Annotated in this window: 15 protein-coding genes; 13 read left to right on the top strand and 2 right to left on the bottom strand. The window is 45.6% G+C overall.

From position 1 onward, the window contains the following. Positions 1–80: 80 nt before the first annotated feature. Both Q8J68_RS13065 and Q8J68_RS13060 read right to left on the bottom strand, forming a co-directional pair. A complete protein-coding gene (locus tag Q8J68_RS13065) occupies positions 81–269 on the bottom strand; it encodes a CooT family nickel-binding protein (RefSeq protein ID WP_015054805.1) in 189 nt (62 codons plus the stop codon). Positions 270–282: 13 nt separating this feature from the next. Beyond that, positions 283–1,158, bottom strand: coding sequence for a DUF89 domain-containing protein (locus Q8J68_RS13060; RefSeq protein ID WP_305311955.1), 876 nt, complete (start codon positions 1,156–1,158; stop codon positions 283–285). Between the two features lie 180 nt (positions 1,159–1,338). Between Q8J68_RS13060 and Q8J68_RS13055 the strand changes: the two genes are divergently transcribed. From Q8J68_RS13055 to Q8J68_RS12995, 13 genes are all read left to right on the top strand, one after another. Beyond that, on the top strand, positions 1,339–2,286 hold the full coding sequence (locus Q8J68_RS13055; protein ID WP_305311954.1) for a calcium/sodium antiporter: 948 nt from the start codon (positions 1,339–1,341) through the stop codon (positions 2,284–2,286). A gap of 60 nt (positions 2,287–2,346) precedes the next feature. Further along, a complete protein-coding gene (locus Q8J68_RS13050) occupies positions 2,347–2,796 on the top strand; it encodes a membrane-binding protein (RefSeq protein ID WP_305311953.1) in 450 nt (149 codons plus the stop codon). 671 nt (positions 2,797–3,467) lie between these two features. Next, positions 3,468–4,982, top strand: coding sequence for an ABC transporter substrate-binding protein (locus Q8J68_RS13045; protein WP_370867650.1), 1,515 nt, complete (start codon positions 3,468–3,470; stop codon positions 4,980–4,982). Positions 4,983–5,619: 637 nt separating this feature from the next. After that, the gene (locus Q8J68_RS13040; protein ID WP_305311951.1) at positions 5,620–7,194 is read left to right on the top strand and encodes an ABC transporter substrate-binding protein; all 1,575 of its coding nucleotides are present in this window, start codon (positions 5,620–5,622) and stop codon (positions 7,192–7,194) included. A 195-nt stretch (positions 7,195–7,389) separates the two neighbouring features. Further along, positions 7,390–8,319 (top strand): ABC transporter permease, encoded by a 930-nt coding sequence (locus tag Q8J68_RS13035; protein ID WP_305311950.1) that lies wholly within the window; start codon positions 7,390–7,392, stop codon positions 8,317–8,319. Then, entirely contained in the window at positions 8,316–9,173 is an 858-nt protein-coding gene (locus tag Q8J68_RS13030) for an ABC transporter permease (RefSeq protein ID WP_305311949.1), read from the top strand. The genes Q8J68_RS13035 and Q8J68_RS13030 overlap by 4 nt, the downstream gene beginning before the upstream one ends. Positions 9,174–9,234: 61 nt before the next feature. Further along, on the top strand, positions 9,235–10,212 hold the full coding sequence (locus Q8J68_RS13025; protein ID WP_305311948.1) for an ABC transporter ATP-binding protein: 978 nt from the start codon (positions 9,235–9,237) through the stop codon (positions 10,210–10,212). Further along, on the top strand, positions 10,202–10,879 hold the full coding sequence (locus Q8J68_RS13020; protein WP_305311947.1) for an ABC transporter ATP-binding protein: 678 nt from the start codon (positions 10,202–10,204) through the stop codon (positions 10,877–10,879). The genes Q8J68_RS13025 and Q8J68_RS13020 overlap by 11 nt, the downstream gene beginning before the upstream one ends. A 110-nt stretch (positions 10,880–10,989) precedes the next feature. Then, a complete protein-coding gene (locus tag Q8J68_RS13015; protein ID WP_305311946.1) occupies positions 10,990–11,547 on the top strand; it encodes a CBS domain-containing protein in 558 nt (185 codons plus the stop codon). A 198-nt stretch (positions 11,548–11,745) separates the two neighbouring features. Next, the gene (locus Q8J68_RS13010) at positions 11,746–12,900 is read left to right on the top strand and encodes an alanine--glyoxylate aminotransferase family protein (protein WP_305311945.1); all 1,155 of its coding nucleotides are present in this window, start codon (positions 11,746–11,748) and stop codon (positions 12,898–12,900) included. Positions 12,901–12,913: 13 nt separating this feature from the next. Continuing rightward, positions 12,914–13,378 (top strand): riboflavin synthase, encoded by a 465-nt coding sequence (gene ribC / locus Q8J68_RS13005; RefSeq protein ID WP_305311944.1) that lies wholly within the window; start codon positions 12,914–12,916, stop codon positions 13,376–13,378. A gap of 24 nt (positions 13,379–13,402) precedes the next feature. Then, complete coding sequence (ribH, locus tag Q8J68_RS13000; protein ID WP_305311943.1) at positions 13,403–13,807, top strand: 6,7-dimethyl-8-ribityllumazine synthase; 405 nt, start codon at positions 13,403–13,405, stop codon at positions 13,805–13,807. A 44-nt stretch (positions 13,808–13,851) separates the two neighbouring features. Next, positions 13,852–14,728: pyridoxal phosphate-dependent aminotransferase (locus tag Q8J68_RS12995; RefSeq protein ID WP_305311942.1), on the top strand; the 877-nt coding region annotated here is incomplete at its 3' end.

Below are 14,728 nucleotides of genomic sequence, written 5' to 3'. Positions count from 1 at the left end.
ATTGATGTTTTGTAATGAGAAATCAAAACCCGTATCTGTATCTTTAGTCTTCCAGAATACAAACTTTTTGAGTGGGTATATCATTTTCCAATTATTATAGTTTCCCCTTTTGAAAAGTCAACCTCTTTTATAGAACCTGCTACGGTTTCCTTTTCGCCAAGAATACTATAAAGTTCTATTGAGCCACCCACAACAACCATCTTTGTAACGGATTCCATAATTGTCTTACGCTCACCATCTTTGAGCAGCAGCACTTTCAGTTCACACATTTCCTTACCTCCTTTATTCGAATATCCTGGCAACAGAGCATCCCAGCGGGGCACCGATGTCCTCTCCCACAGGATCACATTTGACCTTTAGTAAGTATGCTATAGGCCTATAACTCTCTTCTGACATGGTCTCATAGTTGGCCATACCCTTACTAATGATAAGGGACGCATTTGCAAGTGCCTCTTTAAGTTCTGCCGGTGCCTCCTCCAGGCAGACACCGATTGCGTTAGAGCCGGTGGTAAGCACATGGTCCACCTTTTGTGCGAGTTCGAAACGCTCAACGTCCTCCATGGTCGCATCATTCAGGATAGGGGCACCGCGTACGACCAGCGTGATCTTCCCGCCCATCTTCCTGATCACCTCAAACACCAGCGTGTCAATAAGTATCTCTCCACAGTTGTCCGCAAGGTAGACCACATTGTCCAGTCTGCCAAGCATCTTCCCTGTATCGTCGATATCCAGGCCGCGCTTGAAATGCTCGGTGAATGTCCTGTCAAAGATGTCTATAGGCACATCCAGTCCCATGACTCCGTAATCAAAATAGTTCCCGATGACTGCGGCAAGCACAGCACGTTTGAAGGTGGCCGCATCATCGCAGTCCCCGTTGAACACATGCGACCTTATAACGGGAAGGAATCTTTCTGCAGTCCTGCTGCTCAGTTCTTTTTTTTCCCTGTAAGGATCGTTGTCATTGAGTATCTCATAGGCTTTCCTGTGCATGACTGTGGAAAGGGCTGCTGCAGGCATGCCGGGCTTGTATGTGCTGCTAAGGACTTCTATCCCACCTCTGATGGCTTTGTGGGTCAGTTCCTCGTCATTTGTGGACAGTTCCGCTTCCAGGTGTATCCTTGAGAGCAGACAGTATGTGCATCGCGGGTGGACTTTCATTGGATCATCTCTGTTATCACTAACTTAAGTTGCGTATTCTAAGTGAATTTAGTACAACCCTGCTAATATCAGAAATGATAAAAAAGCTTTGTGTGTCTCTTAAAAGTAAGCTTACATCATTGTAACAGGATGCACAACATGGAGCATGTTTAAATTCACATAGTGTCTATTACCTGTCTCATGGTGCTGGAAACTGCCGTATTACTTATCTTAAGCCTGCTGCTGATAACCAAAGGAGCTGACTGGTTCGTGGAATCGGCAGTCTCGATCTCTGAGAAGAGCGGTATCCCCAAGATCATCGTAGGTGCTACGATCGTAAGTTTTGCCACAACGTCTCCCGAATTCGCTGTATCTGTGACAGCTGCATACATGGGGCATGTGGAACTCTCCGTAGGCAATGCAGTAGGTTCAGCGATATGCAACATTGGTCTTGTTCTGGGTCTTATCGTTGCTATTAAGGCTATACCTGTCGATAAGCATGGTTTTTTACGCAAGGGCGCCTTTATGCTTTTATCCGCTATCTTGCTCATCCTGCTCACCCTTGATGGGAAGCTTTCGCCAATTGATGGCTTGCTCCTCCTTACAGTGTTCGTGGGGTTCATGTACTACAACTATAAATTGCAGCGTGCGGTGTTTGACGGAGATGAGGGCAGGCGTGAGCGCACCCCTCTGCGGGAAATGAAGAGGGACATCCTTCTTTTCGTTACAGGTTCGCTCATGGTAGTGATAGGCAGTCGCATACTTGTCGATGCCGGTATAGCTGTCGCAGAATGGCTTGGAGTACCTCAGATGCTGATAGGCCTGACACTTGTAGCCCTTGGCACTTCTCTTCCGGAACTGATAACTGCCGTCTCATCACTCCTGAAAGGACACCAGGATATTTCCATTGGCAATATCCTGGGTGCTAATATAATGGACATCACTCTAATCCTCGGTGTATCTTCCCAGATTAGGACACTGGAAATCCTGCCTCAGTCCATAACATACGATTTCCCTGCAATGCTGCTGATAATGGTGCTTCTGGTCATCTTTGGCATTACAAAGAGTAAACTGGACAGGTGGGAAGGCGGCCTGATCCTTGGGGTCTATTTCGCATACCTCGCTGGCCTTTTCGTATATTTCAGGTGACTCTGTGAATAAATCGATACCTTTAAATCTATCCTGTCACGAGCATTAAGTGTGGTTACTATGCAAACAAAATGGTTATTTGTTCTGGTGATGGTTGTCCTTGCATTGGCAGTGTCCGGCTGCACAGGCAGCGATGATGAAACGGTGACGTATGAGGAAGATGGTGTAACGGTCGAATACACTGCATCCGCAGGTAGTGAGGACGATTGGTGTCCCGTGGGAAGTTCCTGGGCATCGTCAAATCCCGGCACAGGTGAAGAGGTCTCTATGAAGATTACCGGGACTGAGGAGATTGACGGAGTGCAGATGTGCAAGGCCGAGTTCAACTCCAACAATCCTGATGATGAATATGCCAAGATCTACTACATGTGGTCTGAGGACAGCGAGAGATTCAGCTGGAAGTACTATGATGCAGACGGCAATCTGGTAAGTGAGATGACCATGAAGGACGGAAAGATGAGATTTGTGGCAGAGGACGGTACTGTTACAGAGATCAATACTAACAATTAGATATCCTGGACGCTTCAATTTCAGCTCTGAGGGTGATAAAAGTGTTCTTTGTTCTTGTTACGCAGATAAGGTGCGCAGCAGGACTAAGGGCATATGTAATTTTTTAACCATTTTCTTCTATTTTCTGCATTTCAGCTCTAATGTAAACCAATTGTGAACCAATTATCCCGGAATTCTGCTTTTCGTTGAGAGCTTCAGTCTTTTGCATCCATTGCATATTCGGGATGTGGTCATCCTGGGATGTTATATCTGCGAGCACATATCAGAAACAGTGAAACTGGATGCTGCTCGGATGATGAAGTATTGTTTTATGTTAAGTTGTACTGATTGGCAGGTTGTCTGCAGGGTTGATTTTTGTAGCAAGCAGCATATCTATTTTTCGTGTTACTAATCCAATCAAAAGTATTATATGTTACTATTGAATTAGTAAAAGTATCTACATTAAGTTACAGAAACTGTGTATTTGTAATATTGTATAAACTTAATCCTGCAATAATTATTCATTGCACCGTTGGAATTTATTTGCTACAGGAACAGGCCGTGTTTTCAAAAGTAATATCAGAGGAATATGTATGAAAAAACCATTGAATTTTTTGCTGTTAATTATATTGATGCTAGGATTGGTATCAGTCTCCGGATGTGCTGATAAAACCGAAAAGACAGGTGTCTATATGGCACCAGATGAACTGATTGTGGCCGTCGGTACTCATGGGGGAGAGCCGGAGTCCGGTTTTGACCCCATCACCGGCTGGGGCTATAATCACGAACCGCTGGTTCAAAGCACCCTCTTTAAAAGAGGCAGTGATGCAGCTGTGGTCAATGATCTGGCAACAGACCATACTATCAGTGAGGATGGCCTGATCTGGACTGTAACTATACGGGATGGCGTAAAATTCCATGATGGTATGCCACTAACAGCCGGGGATGTAGCTTTCACATTCAACAAAGCGGCAGCATCCGCTGGCAGAGTGGACCTGACCATGCTTGAAAAAGCTACAGCTATTGATGATAATACAGTTGAGTTAATACTGCGTAACCCCCAGTCTACCTTCATCAATAAGCTCATTGGAGTAGGTATAGTTCCTGAATATGCCTATACTGGATCTTATGGTCAAAATCCTATAGGATCCGGCCCATACATATTCAAACAATGGAATAAGGGTCAACAGGTAATATTCGAAGCAAACCCGGACTATTATGGACCGGAACCGTACTTCAAAAAGCTGACAATCGTCTTTATGGAAGGAGATACTGCTTTTGCCGCAGCGAAGGCAGGGCGGGTGAACATAGCTGAGATCCCGCATACATATGCAAATCAGGTAGTTAATGGAAAGAGGATCGTATCCCTCGAAACTATTGAAGCCTGCGGGGTTACCCTGCCAACGGAACCAAACACCGGTGAAAAGACAGAAGACGGGTATCCTGTCGGGAACAACGTGACTTCTGATATTGCAGTACGAAAAGCCCTGAATATTGGAATTGACCGGCAGTCCCTGGTAAACGGGCCTTTGAACGGGCATGGCGCAACAGAATTCACAGGTGTAGATAAGCTGCCCTGGGGGAACAAGAAAGCTATTTTTGATGACGGGAATATTACTGAGGCGAAGAGGATCTTACGTGATGCCGGATGGATAGATACTGACGGTGACGGGATCGTTGAGAGGGACGGAGTAAAAGCCGAATTCACTCTGCTATATGCGTCCAGTGCACAGGACAGGCAGGTATTAGCGGTTGCTGTGTCCGAGCAGGCCAGAGAACTGGGTATCAGGATTAAAGTAGAAGGCGCAAGCTGGGACAAGATCCAGAATATGGCAATTTCCACTCCAGTTGTTTTCAAGTATGGTGATATCGATCCGACTGATGTATACTTAAGGTACCATAGTGAGAGTTACGATCCTTCTAACTGGAACAACATGATAAGATACAGCAATCCTGTTGTAGATGCTTATCTGCAAAATGCCATGACAAGCCCCGATGAGGAAACAGCCGTTGAATACTGGCAGCTGGCCGCGTGGGACGGAGAGACCGGATACTCTGAAAAAGGCGATGCTCCATGGTTGTGGATGGCATCCATTAACTATCTCTATATAATGGATGAGGATATGGACATCGGAACCCCTGTAATACAGCCTCATTGCGGTAATATCTTCGGCAACATTCTGGAATGGAAGCGAATTGACAGTTAAAGCATAATCTTAATGAAGCTGAGGACTTCCCATCCTCAGTTTAAAATATTTCCGGACTGTCCATTGATACGGTTATGAATGCATATTCCGGATTCTGGCTTCAAAAAGAGATTATCTATTACCCCGCTTTAATGAAAAAATGTGTTGTGGTTTGTTTATTGGTGTCACACCAAATTAAGAATCAAGTATTTTGACTGCAGGAAATATACATCTCACGAGCTGATAGGTGATAAAAGCTTGATATTTGGAGTATATGCTAACAGTTTTGATTGCTGCCCCAAGGGTATATATCCTACAAAGAATTACTACATTTGCTAATGTGTTTACCTTAATCAGCATTATTCTATCGCTAAGAACAGGTCTGACTAGGGATGTATGGTTATATACCAAACATATTGGCCAAAGCACAAAACCATGACACCATTAATAGAAAATCAATAGATAACTAGGAATGTACTTCGTTATGTTCCACTATGTGGATTGTGGCATATATATGTAACGTAAAGTAGAAATAAAAGTATGTCCAAAAGCAAAGTGTTTTATCAAGGTATATAATAAGCGTTGTATATACGGTAAGAACGAATTAGGAAGAAGAATTATGAAAAAGTTGTTAGATCTTTTATTGATATTTGTAGTAATGATTGGAACCGTCTCTGTTCTCGGATGCGTAGACGTGTCAGGAAAAGCAAAGTCAATTGACACTGTTGCATCTGATGGGCTAATTGCAGCTGTAGGAACACATCTAGGAGAGCCTCAGGATGGCTTCAATCCCATTACTGGCTGGGGCTATGACCATGAACCATTGATTCAGAGCACTCTTTTTAAAAGAGATAGCAACGCAGTTGTGATCAATGACCTGGCTACAGGTTACACTATCAGTGAGGATGGTCTGACCTGGACTGTAGATATAAGGGATGACGTAAAATTCCATGACGGTGTGCCACTGACAGCCAGGGATGTAGCATTCACGTTCAATACAGCAGCAAATGCCGCTACTGTAGTTGATATGACCATGCTGGAAAAAGCAACTGCCATTGATGACAATACAATTGAATTTAAATTATTTGAACCCCGATCTATATTCATTCATAGACTTGTAGAAATGGGGATAGTTCCCGAACACTCCTATACCGGGGCTTACGGTCAGAACCCCATAGGGTCCGGCCCATACATCTTCAAACAGTGGGATAAAGGTCAGCAGTTAATTTTAGAAGCAAATCCTGAGTATTATGGCCAGGAACCTTACTTCAAAAAGCTGACAATACTCTTTATCACGGGAGATACTGCTTTTGCTGCTGCCAAGGCAGGAAAAGTTGACATAGCCGAAATTCCATCATCACTTGCTGATAAAAATGTGAATGGAATGAGGATTGTATCTCTTGATAGCATTTCTGCTCGTGGAATCAGCTTCCCGTTTGAGCCAAACACAGGCAAAAAAACACCACATGGTCATCCGCTTGGAAATGATGTAACTTCTGATATTGCAATACGAAAAGCCCTGAACATTGGAATTGACAGGCAAGTCTTAGTCGATGGGCCTTTGAACGGACATGGCCAGCCGGAATTTTCGGGTGTTGATAAGCTGCCTTGGGGAAGCAGGGAAGCAATTTTTGAAGACGGGAACATTGACGAAGCCAGAAGGATCTTGAGCCAGGCAGGTTGGGTGGATACTGACGGTGATGGGATCCGTGAGAAGAACGGAGTAAAAGCTGAATTTACCTTGCTATATCCCGCAAGTGCACAGGAAAGACAGGCTTTAGCACTTTCTATATCCGAGCAAGCCAAAAAAATGGGTATCAGCATTAAACCGGAAGGTGGAAGCTGGAACAAGATAAACGCCTTAGCTCCTTCGACTCCGGTCATTTGGGGATGGGGTAAACTAGATTCTTCCGACCTGTATTTCAGATACCATAGCGAGTCTTACGACCCGGCAAACTGGAACAATGTTATAAAGTACAACAACTCAAAAGTGGACCAGTATATTGAAATTGCCATGACAAGTTCTGATCAGGATATGGCCAATGAAAACTGGCAACTGGCTGCATGGGACGGACAGACCGGATTCTCTCAGAATGGAGATGCTGCATGGATGTGGCTGGCAACAGTCAATTGTGTATATCTAGTGAATGAAGATCTGGACATCGGAACTCCCTTGATACAGCCCTTTGGTTCTGACATATTGGGAAACGTAGTTGAATGGGAGCGAATTTAGAGCTGAAGCATGAACTGAAATAGAGCTGAGGATGGGAAATCCTCAGCCTAATATATTGTTAGATGTATAGACGTTTTCTCACATGATTGTACCTTAAATGCGATAGAATGACCGTGAATAGGGTGGATAATGAAAGCTGAAAGCAAAAAACTAGCTATTTTCACAACAAAAAAAATTCTCAAATTGATATGCCTCATGGCAGTTGTTTCTATTGCCAGCCTTTGGCTTGTCGATCAATCCCCAATAGATCCTGTCAGTATTTACATCGGAGCAATGAGCATCACACCGGAGCAAAAGGCAATATTGGAGGAATACTGGGGAGTCAACACTCCAGCCCATGAAAAATACCTCAACTGGCTTGGAAACGTGCTTAAAGGGGACTTGGGTGATTCATTGATATACAGGATGCCTGTAAGTGATGTCATTAAAGAACGTTTCACTGCTTCTCTGGCCCTGATGGCCTCAGCTTGGCTACTATCCGGGGTACTAGGTTTTGTTCTGGGGATAGTGGCAGGAATGAAAAATGGGACGTGGGTAGATAAAATAATAAAGACTTACTGCTATATCCTGCTTGCCACTCCGACATTCTGGCTGGCATTGGTCATGATGCTTGTGTTTTCAGTGCATTTGGGCTGGTTCCCTGTAGGGTTGGGTGTACCCATCGGTGTTGCAGCTGAAGAAGTGACAGTTCTTGATCGTCTGAAGCATTTGATTCTCCCTGCAATAGCCCTGGGCTTGCTGGGAGTCGCCCCAATTGCAATGTTCACCCGTGAAAAACTAATAGAGGTCATGTCGAGTGATTATGTATTATTTGCAAAGGCAAGGGGTGAAAAAGGATTTGGCTTGGTATTAAGACACGGTGTTAGAAATGTGGCTCTTCCGGCTATCACGCTCCAGTTCTTAGGATTCAGTGAATTGTTCGGAGGGGCTCTTCTGGTGGAGCAGGTTTTTTCCTATCCGGGACTTGGTCGGGCCGCGGTAGAGGCAGGCATAAGGTCCGATGTGCCTCTGCTTCTAGGAATTGTTCTCATAAGTACTCTGTTTGTCTTTGTTGGGAATCTGATCGCTGATATAATATATCAGTTCGTGGACCCCCGGATAAGACAACAGGAGATGGAAGCATGAGCACTGCTTTTCCAATGAATAATAAGGGACTGTTAAGACCACTGAACCTCAGGCAAAGGACCATTCTGTTGATAATCCTCATGTCGTTGTTAGTGATAACAATTCTGACATCAAGCCTTTATATGGACAGCGAATTATTGTCTACTAATTTTGGTTCCAAGAATCTTGCTCCTTCTCTTGAACATCCTTTTGGGACTGATTGGATGGGAAGAGATATGCTTGCAAGAACTCTCGCCGGACTAGGCTTAAGCATAATGGTTGGGATATTTGCCTCTACAATAAGTACTTTAATAAGTGTGTTTCTAGGTTTGTTTTCCAGTATGGGAAAAACAGCAGACTCTATTGTATCATGGCTGGTGGACCTGTTCCTCTCAATACCTCATCTGCTGCTGATTATCCTTGTCTCGATAGGATTGGGAGGAGGTGCTACAGGAGTCATAATAGGGGTTGGATTAACGCACTGGGCAGGCCTTACAAGAGTTGTAAGAGCAGAGATCAAACAAATAAAAACTCAGGACTATATCCACATATCCAGGAACTTCGGCAAGTCATACGTGTGGGTGGCCAGAAAACATATTCTTCCTCACTTGATCCCAAAGTTCATGCTAGGTACAATATTAATATTTCCACATGCAATTCTGCACGAAGCTTCTGTGACTTTCTTAGGTTTCGGTCTTTCACCACACGAACCAGCAATTGGTATTATTCTATCTGAGTCTATGAAGTACCTGTCAGCAGGATACTGGTGGCTTGCACTATTCCCCGGATTATCCTTGCTGATCGTAGTTCTGGCAGTTGACATTTTAGGAGAGAATCTCGGAAAGCTTATGGACCCCAAGAAAGCCCATGAGTAGAGCTAGTATCAGGAATTTAGTCATGAAAAGAGAATAAGTGACCAATTAAAGCAGGTGAATTATGAAAAGTGAAGTGATGACAAATATTATAGATGGGTCTGGCTCTGAAGCTCTTTTGAAAGTAAGGGATCTTTCACTTTCTTTCTTTCAATATACTTCAGGACTTCGCCAGACAGAACTGCGAATCATCTCCAATATGAACCTGGAAGCTTACAGTGGAGAGGTTCTGGCTGTCGTAGGTTCAAGCGGGTCTGGCAAAAGTCTTCTGGCGCATGCTATCCTGGGAATCTTGCCTTCTAACTCCAGGCTTTCAGGTAGTATGGAGTATAAGGGCCAGAGTCTTACACAAGAGAAAAAAGAAGAACTCCGAGGTAAGGAAATATCTCTTATACCCCAGTCGACGACCTATCTGGACCCCTTAATGAGAATTTCCGATCAGGTGACGGGAAGCGTTGAAAAAAAGGATAAGGGGTTGATGCGAGAGCGGCAGAGGGATACCTTCCAAAGGTATAATTTGCGACCAGATGTCGGCAAAATGCTCCCTCATGAACTGTCAGGTGGTATGGCCAGAAGGGTCCTGGTCTCAACTGCCCTGATGAGCTCTGCAGAGCTCATAATTGCAGATGAGCCGACTCCCGGACTGGATGAGAGGAGTCTGGATGAGACTCTGAGATATTTCAAGGACATGGCGAAAAAAGGGTGCGCAGTTATACTGATAACCCATGACATAGAGGCCGCATTGAAGATATCTGACAGGATCGCAATATTCTATGCCGGCACTATTCTGGAGGAGGCTAGGATTGAGGATTTTACAAATGAAGGGGAGAATCTGAGACATCCCTACACACGTGCCCTGTGGAACGCCCTTCCCCAGAACAGATTCCAGAAAATGGAAGGCCATCAGCCGATGCAGGATGAGCTTAACGGGGGATGTGTGTTCTTTGAAAGGTGCTCTATCAGGACCGAGGATTGCTCAAAAGATATCCCTCAGTTGAAAAGGATAGGCGAGGGCTTAGTGAGGTGCAATAATGTATCTTAAAGGTGAGAATATAAGCTTTGGATATAGGAAGGATGACCTGATATTGAACAATGTGGACATATCTTTAGGCAGCGGGGAAGTATTAGGGCTGGTGGGAGACAGCGGAAGCGGTAAATCCACTCTATGCAAGATACTTGCCGGGTATGAGAAGAACTATCAGGGAACTGTAAGTATAGATGGGAAGAAAATGCCCTCAAACGCATATAACCCCGTCCAGCTTATATTCCAGCACCCGGAAAAGGCTGTGAATCCAAGATGGAAGATGAAAGATATCTTGAATGAGGGGCACGTAGTCTCACAGGATGTTCTAAGCTCTTTTGGAATAAAGACGAGCTGGCTTGAAAGATGGCCCAACGAGCTTTCCGGCGGTGAGCTTCAGCGGTTTGCCCTTGCAAGGGCCCTGAGCCCTGAAACGAAGTTCCTGATAGCTGACGAGATAACTACAATGGTGGATGCTATCACACAGGTCCAGATATGGGAGAGCATCCTTGATATTGCTGAAAAGCTGAATATCGGGATCCTGGTTGTGAGCCATGAAAAGAACCTGCTGAAAAAGGTATGCCATGAGGTTATATGTCTATCCCGGATAAATAATGCAGGCCTGTATAACGAGCTTGCTTTCAGGGATATGCAGAATGCATCGCTTGGTGGAATGGTGCCAGAATGAACGCAAATCCAGGCTGCTCTCTGCGAGTCTTTCAATATTTTATTTTATATATCGCATATTCCGGTTCAAAGGTAATGGCTTAAATATTATAATAACTATCAGTAATAATTATGCAACTTCCTACGCCTGATGAGATAAAACAAAAAAGGGTAGAACTGAGCCTGACTCAGAGTGACCTCGCAAAACGCGCGGGAGTCAGCCAGCCTTTGATAGCACGCATAGAATCAGGGGATGTAGATCCACGTTTATCTACTCTCAGGAAGATAATCGAGGTGTTCGAGGACGCGGAAAAAGAGGATATCCTGGTGGTAAACATCATGAACACCGATGTGATCTCAGTTTCTCCGGAAGAGCATGTAGACGCTGCGGTACAGATAATGGGTAAGTATCACATTTCTCAGATACCGGTCATATCCAACGGGGTTCCGGTGGGGAGCATCTCCGAGGAGATGGTCGTGAGGTCCCTGGCTGACAAAAAGAAAGCCATGGTCTCGCAGATGATGATCAAGGAAATGATGGGTGATTCATTTCCTACAGTTTCCCCCAATGCTGATATCAAGGTAATATCCCATATCCTTGAAAAGAATCCCGCGGTCCTGGTACTTGAAAAAGGCCAGGTGGTAGGGGTTGTCACCAAGCATGATGTGATGCAGATGCTTAATGGATGATCCAGCGGAAAGCATTGATCGGATATCTCTAAATAATATCTTAAAACAGGGCCAGTCAGGATTATATAATAGTCTTACGTAATCAGGCAGGTATTGCACTGTCCTTAAAGGGGTCAGGATCCCAATCTACATGTCTTTAGCCCGTTTAATCACAGGAAATCTGTCAATCACGCTTTCACAAAGTATTAGGAGATTTGCATGGAACTAGAAGATACATTACTTATGATGCCCGGGCCTGTTCCTGTGGCACCGCGTGTTCTGCGGGCGATGTCAAAGCCCATGATCAATCACAGAAGCTCGGAATTCGCAGCCGTGTATGACGACTGCCGCGACATTATGGCGGATGTCTTCAAAACCAAGAACGATATTTTTGTTATCAGCGGTTCAGGTTCTGCAGGCATGGAAGCTGCTGTTGGGTGCACTGTGGGCAGCCAGGACATTGTGGTCGCTCTGGAGAACGGCAAGTTTGGTGAGCGGTTCAAGAACATTGCAGCAAGGTATGGAAAGGTCAATGCTGTCAAGGCCGAATGGGGTCACTCTTTTGATCTGGGCGAGGTCGAGAAGAAGCTTGAGGAAGGTGCAAAAGTCCTGACCCTTGTGCACAACGAAACCTCTACAGGTATCCTGAATCCCGCAAAAGAGATTGGCAAGCTCACAAAGAAGCATGATGCGCTCTTTATCATGGATGGTATCACCTCCATTGGCGGCGATGATGTAAGGATCGATGAGTGGGGCGTGGACATTGCTGTGACCGGTTCCCAGAAATGCATAGCTGCTCCGCCGGGACTCGCCATGGTGTCCGTGAGCGAGCGCGCTTTTGAGGCAATGAATGGCATGGACCGGATGCCGTACTATCTTGACCTCAAGGCATACAAGAAGAGTGCGGATAAGGACAGCACCCAGACCCCGTACACTCCAGCAGTCTCGCTGTTCTTTGCGCTTCAGGAATCCCTCCACATTGTTAAGGAAGAGGGCATGGAAGCAAGGATAAAACGCCACATCACCGAAGGAAATGCAGTCCGTTCGGCTATGTCGGCTCTGGGTATCGAGATGTTCCCCTATCTTACTGGGGAAACCAGCTACTCCAACACGGTCTCTGCAATGAAGGCACCACAGGGTGTCAGCGGCGACGATATCAAGAAGGATATGAAGGCCAGGGGAATTATCATCGCCGGTGGCCAGGACCAGCTCAGCGGCAAGATATTCAGGATAGGCAACATGGGCAATGTCATGCCCAAAGATGTCATGCTGACCATACAGCAGCTTGAGGTAGTTCTCAGGAAGAGGGGTGTTGTCTCTGAACTGGGAGCAGGGCTGGAGGCTGCAAGCGAAGTGCTTGATACCCTCCTCTAAATTTAAGGTGAACATGCCGATCATCGGAGTTGTCGATACAACATTTGCGCGCTTTAATATGGGCAAGGCTGCGGTGGATGAGATCCAGAAGAACGTTTCTGTAAAGATTATCCGCCGTACTGTTCCGGGCGTCAAGGACCTGCCTGTGGCAGCCAAGAAACTCATCGAGGAAGAAGGCTGTGACATTGTCATGGCCCTTGGCATGCCAGGTTCAAAACCAACCGATAAGGTCTGCGCACACGAAGCATCCACCGGGATAATCCAGGCGCAGCTCATGACAAATACCCATATTATAGAGGTCTTTGTACACGAGGATGAAGCAAAGGATGCAAAGGAGCTGGCTTTTCTGATGGAGCAGCGTTCAAGGGAGCATGCTCTCAACGTTGTCAAGATGCTGTTCAAACCGGAACAGATGATCAGGGAAGCAGGAACAGGCCAGCGCCAGGGATTTGAGGATGTCGGGCCTGCAAGGGTTTAAATTAGGGATACAGCAGTGATTGATATGACCATCAGATTAGGATTTGTAATAGCTGAATTCAACAGGGATCTTACCTACCAGATGGAATTGCTTGGCGATGAGCATGCAAAGTTCCTCGGGGCTGAGGTAGTGGCAAAGATACTGGTACCGGGTGTATATGATATGCCGCTCGCGATCAAAAGATTGTGCGAAAGGAAAGATATCGATGCAGTGGTTACCATGGGAATAGTGATCGAGGGTGCTACGCAGCACGATGAGATAGTTGTTCAGCAAGCAGCAAGGAAGATAACCGACCTTTCTCTGGAATATAACAAGCCGGTGACTCTGGGTATCGCGGGACCCGGTATGACAAGAATGGAAGCCCACGAACGTGTTGATTATGGAAAACGCGCAGTAGAAGCTGCCGTTAAGCTTGTTCAGCGTCTTTGAAAAAGAGATATGCTTAAATACTATGTAAACGGGTAAGGGTTTCCATGGCATCATCAAGGTTAAAACGGGTGGAAGAGTCTGCAACTATAAAAGTTGCAAACATGGCTACAAAATTAAGGCAACAGGGCGTAGATGTCGTCAGTTTCAGTCTGGGTGAGCCGGATTTTGATACTCCTAAACATATATGTGATGCTGCATGCCAGGCGATGTACAGGGGTGAGACCCATTACACCCCCCCTGCCGGTATTCCTGAACTCAGGGAGGCCATCGCCGAAAAGCTCCGGACCGAGAACAAGCTTGACGTAAAAGGATCAGATGTAATTGTAACTCCGGGTGCGAAGCAGGCTATCTTTGAAGTCATGCTGACAGTCCTCGACGATCATGACGAGGCAATTCTCTTTGACCCTGCATGGGTTTCCTATGATTCTGCTATTAAGTTCGCAGGTGCGGATACTGTGTGGGTTCCGACCGATGCCAACGACCGTTTCAAGCCTCAGGACCTGGAAGAATACATTACTGATAAGACCCGGCTGATAGTTGTCAACAGCCCGGGCAATCCCACAGGTGCCGTATATGACAGGCAGACCCTGAAAAATATTGCGGATCTGGCCATTGACCACGATCTCCTTGTACTTTCGGATGAAATATATGAGAAGATCATCTATGATAAGGAGCATGTGAGCATTGGCTCAATGGAAGGCATGCAGGACCGGACCATTACAGTCAATGGTTTCTCCAAAGCTTATGCAATGACAGGGTGGAGGCTGGGATATGTATGTGCCAGGCCTGATATATTCGAGAACATGCTCAAGATACAGTCGCACTCTATAAGTAACACGACCACTTTTGTGCAGCATGGGGGAGTAGCGGCCCTCAAAGGTCCTCAGGAACCCCTGGCAGAAATGGTTGATAAGTTCAAGG

Origin of the sequence: Methanolobus sp., assembly GCF_030682845.1 — an archaeon.
Lineage (GTDB): Archaea > Halobacteriota > Methanosarcinia > Methanosarcinales > Methanosarcinaceae > Methanolobus.
This window is presented reverse-complemented; position numbering and strand designations above follow the sequence as displayed.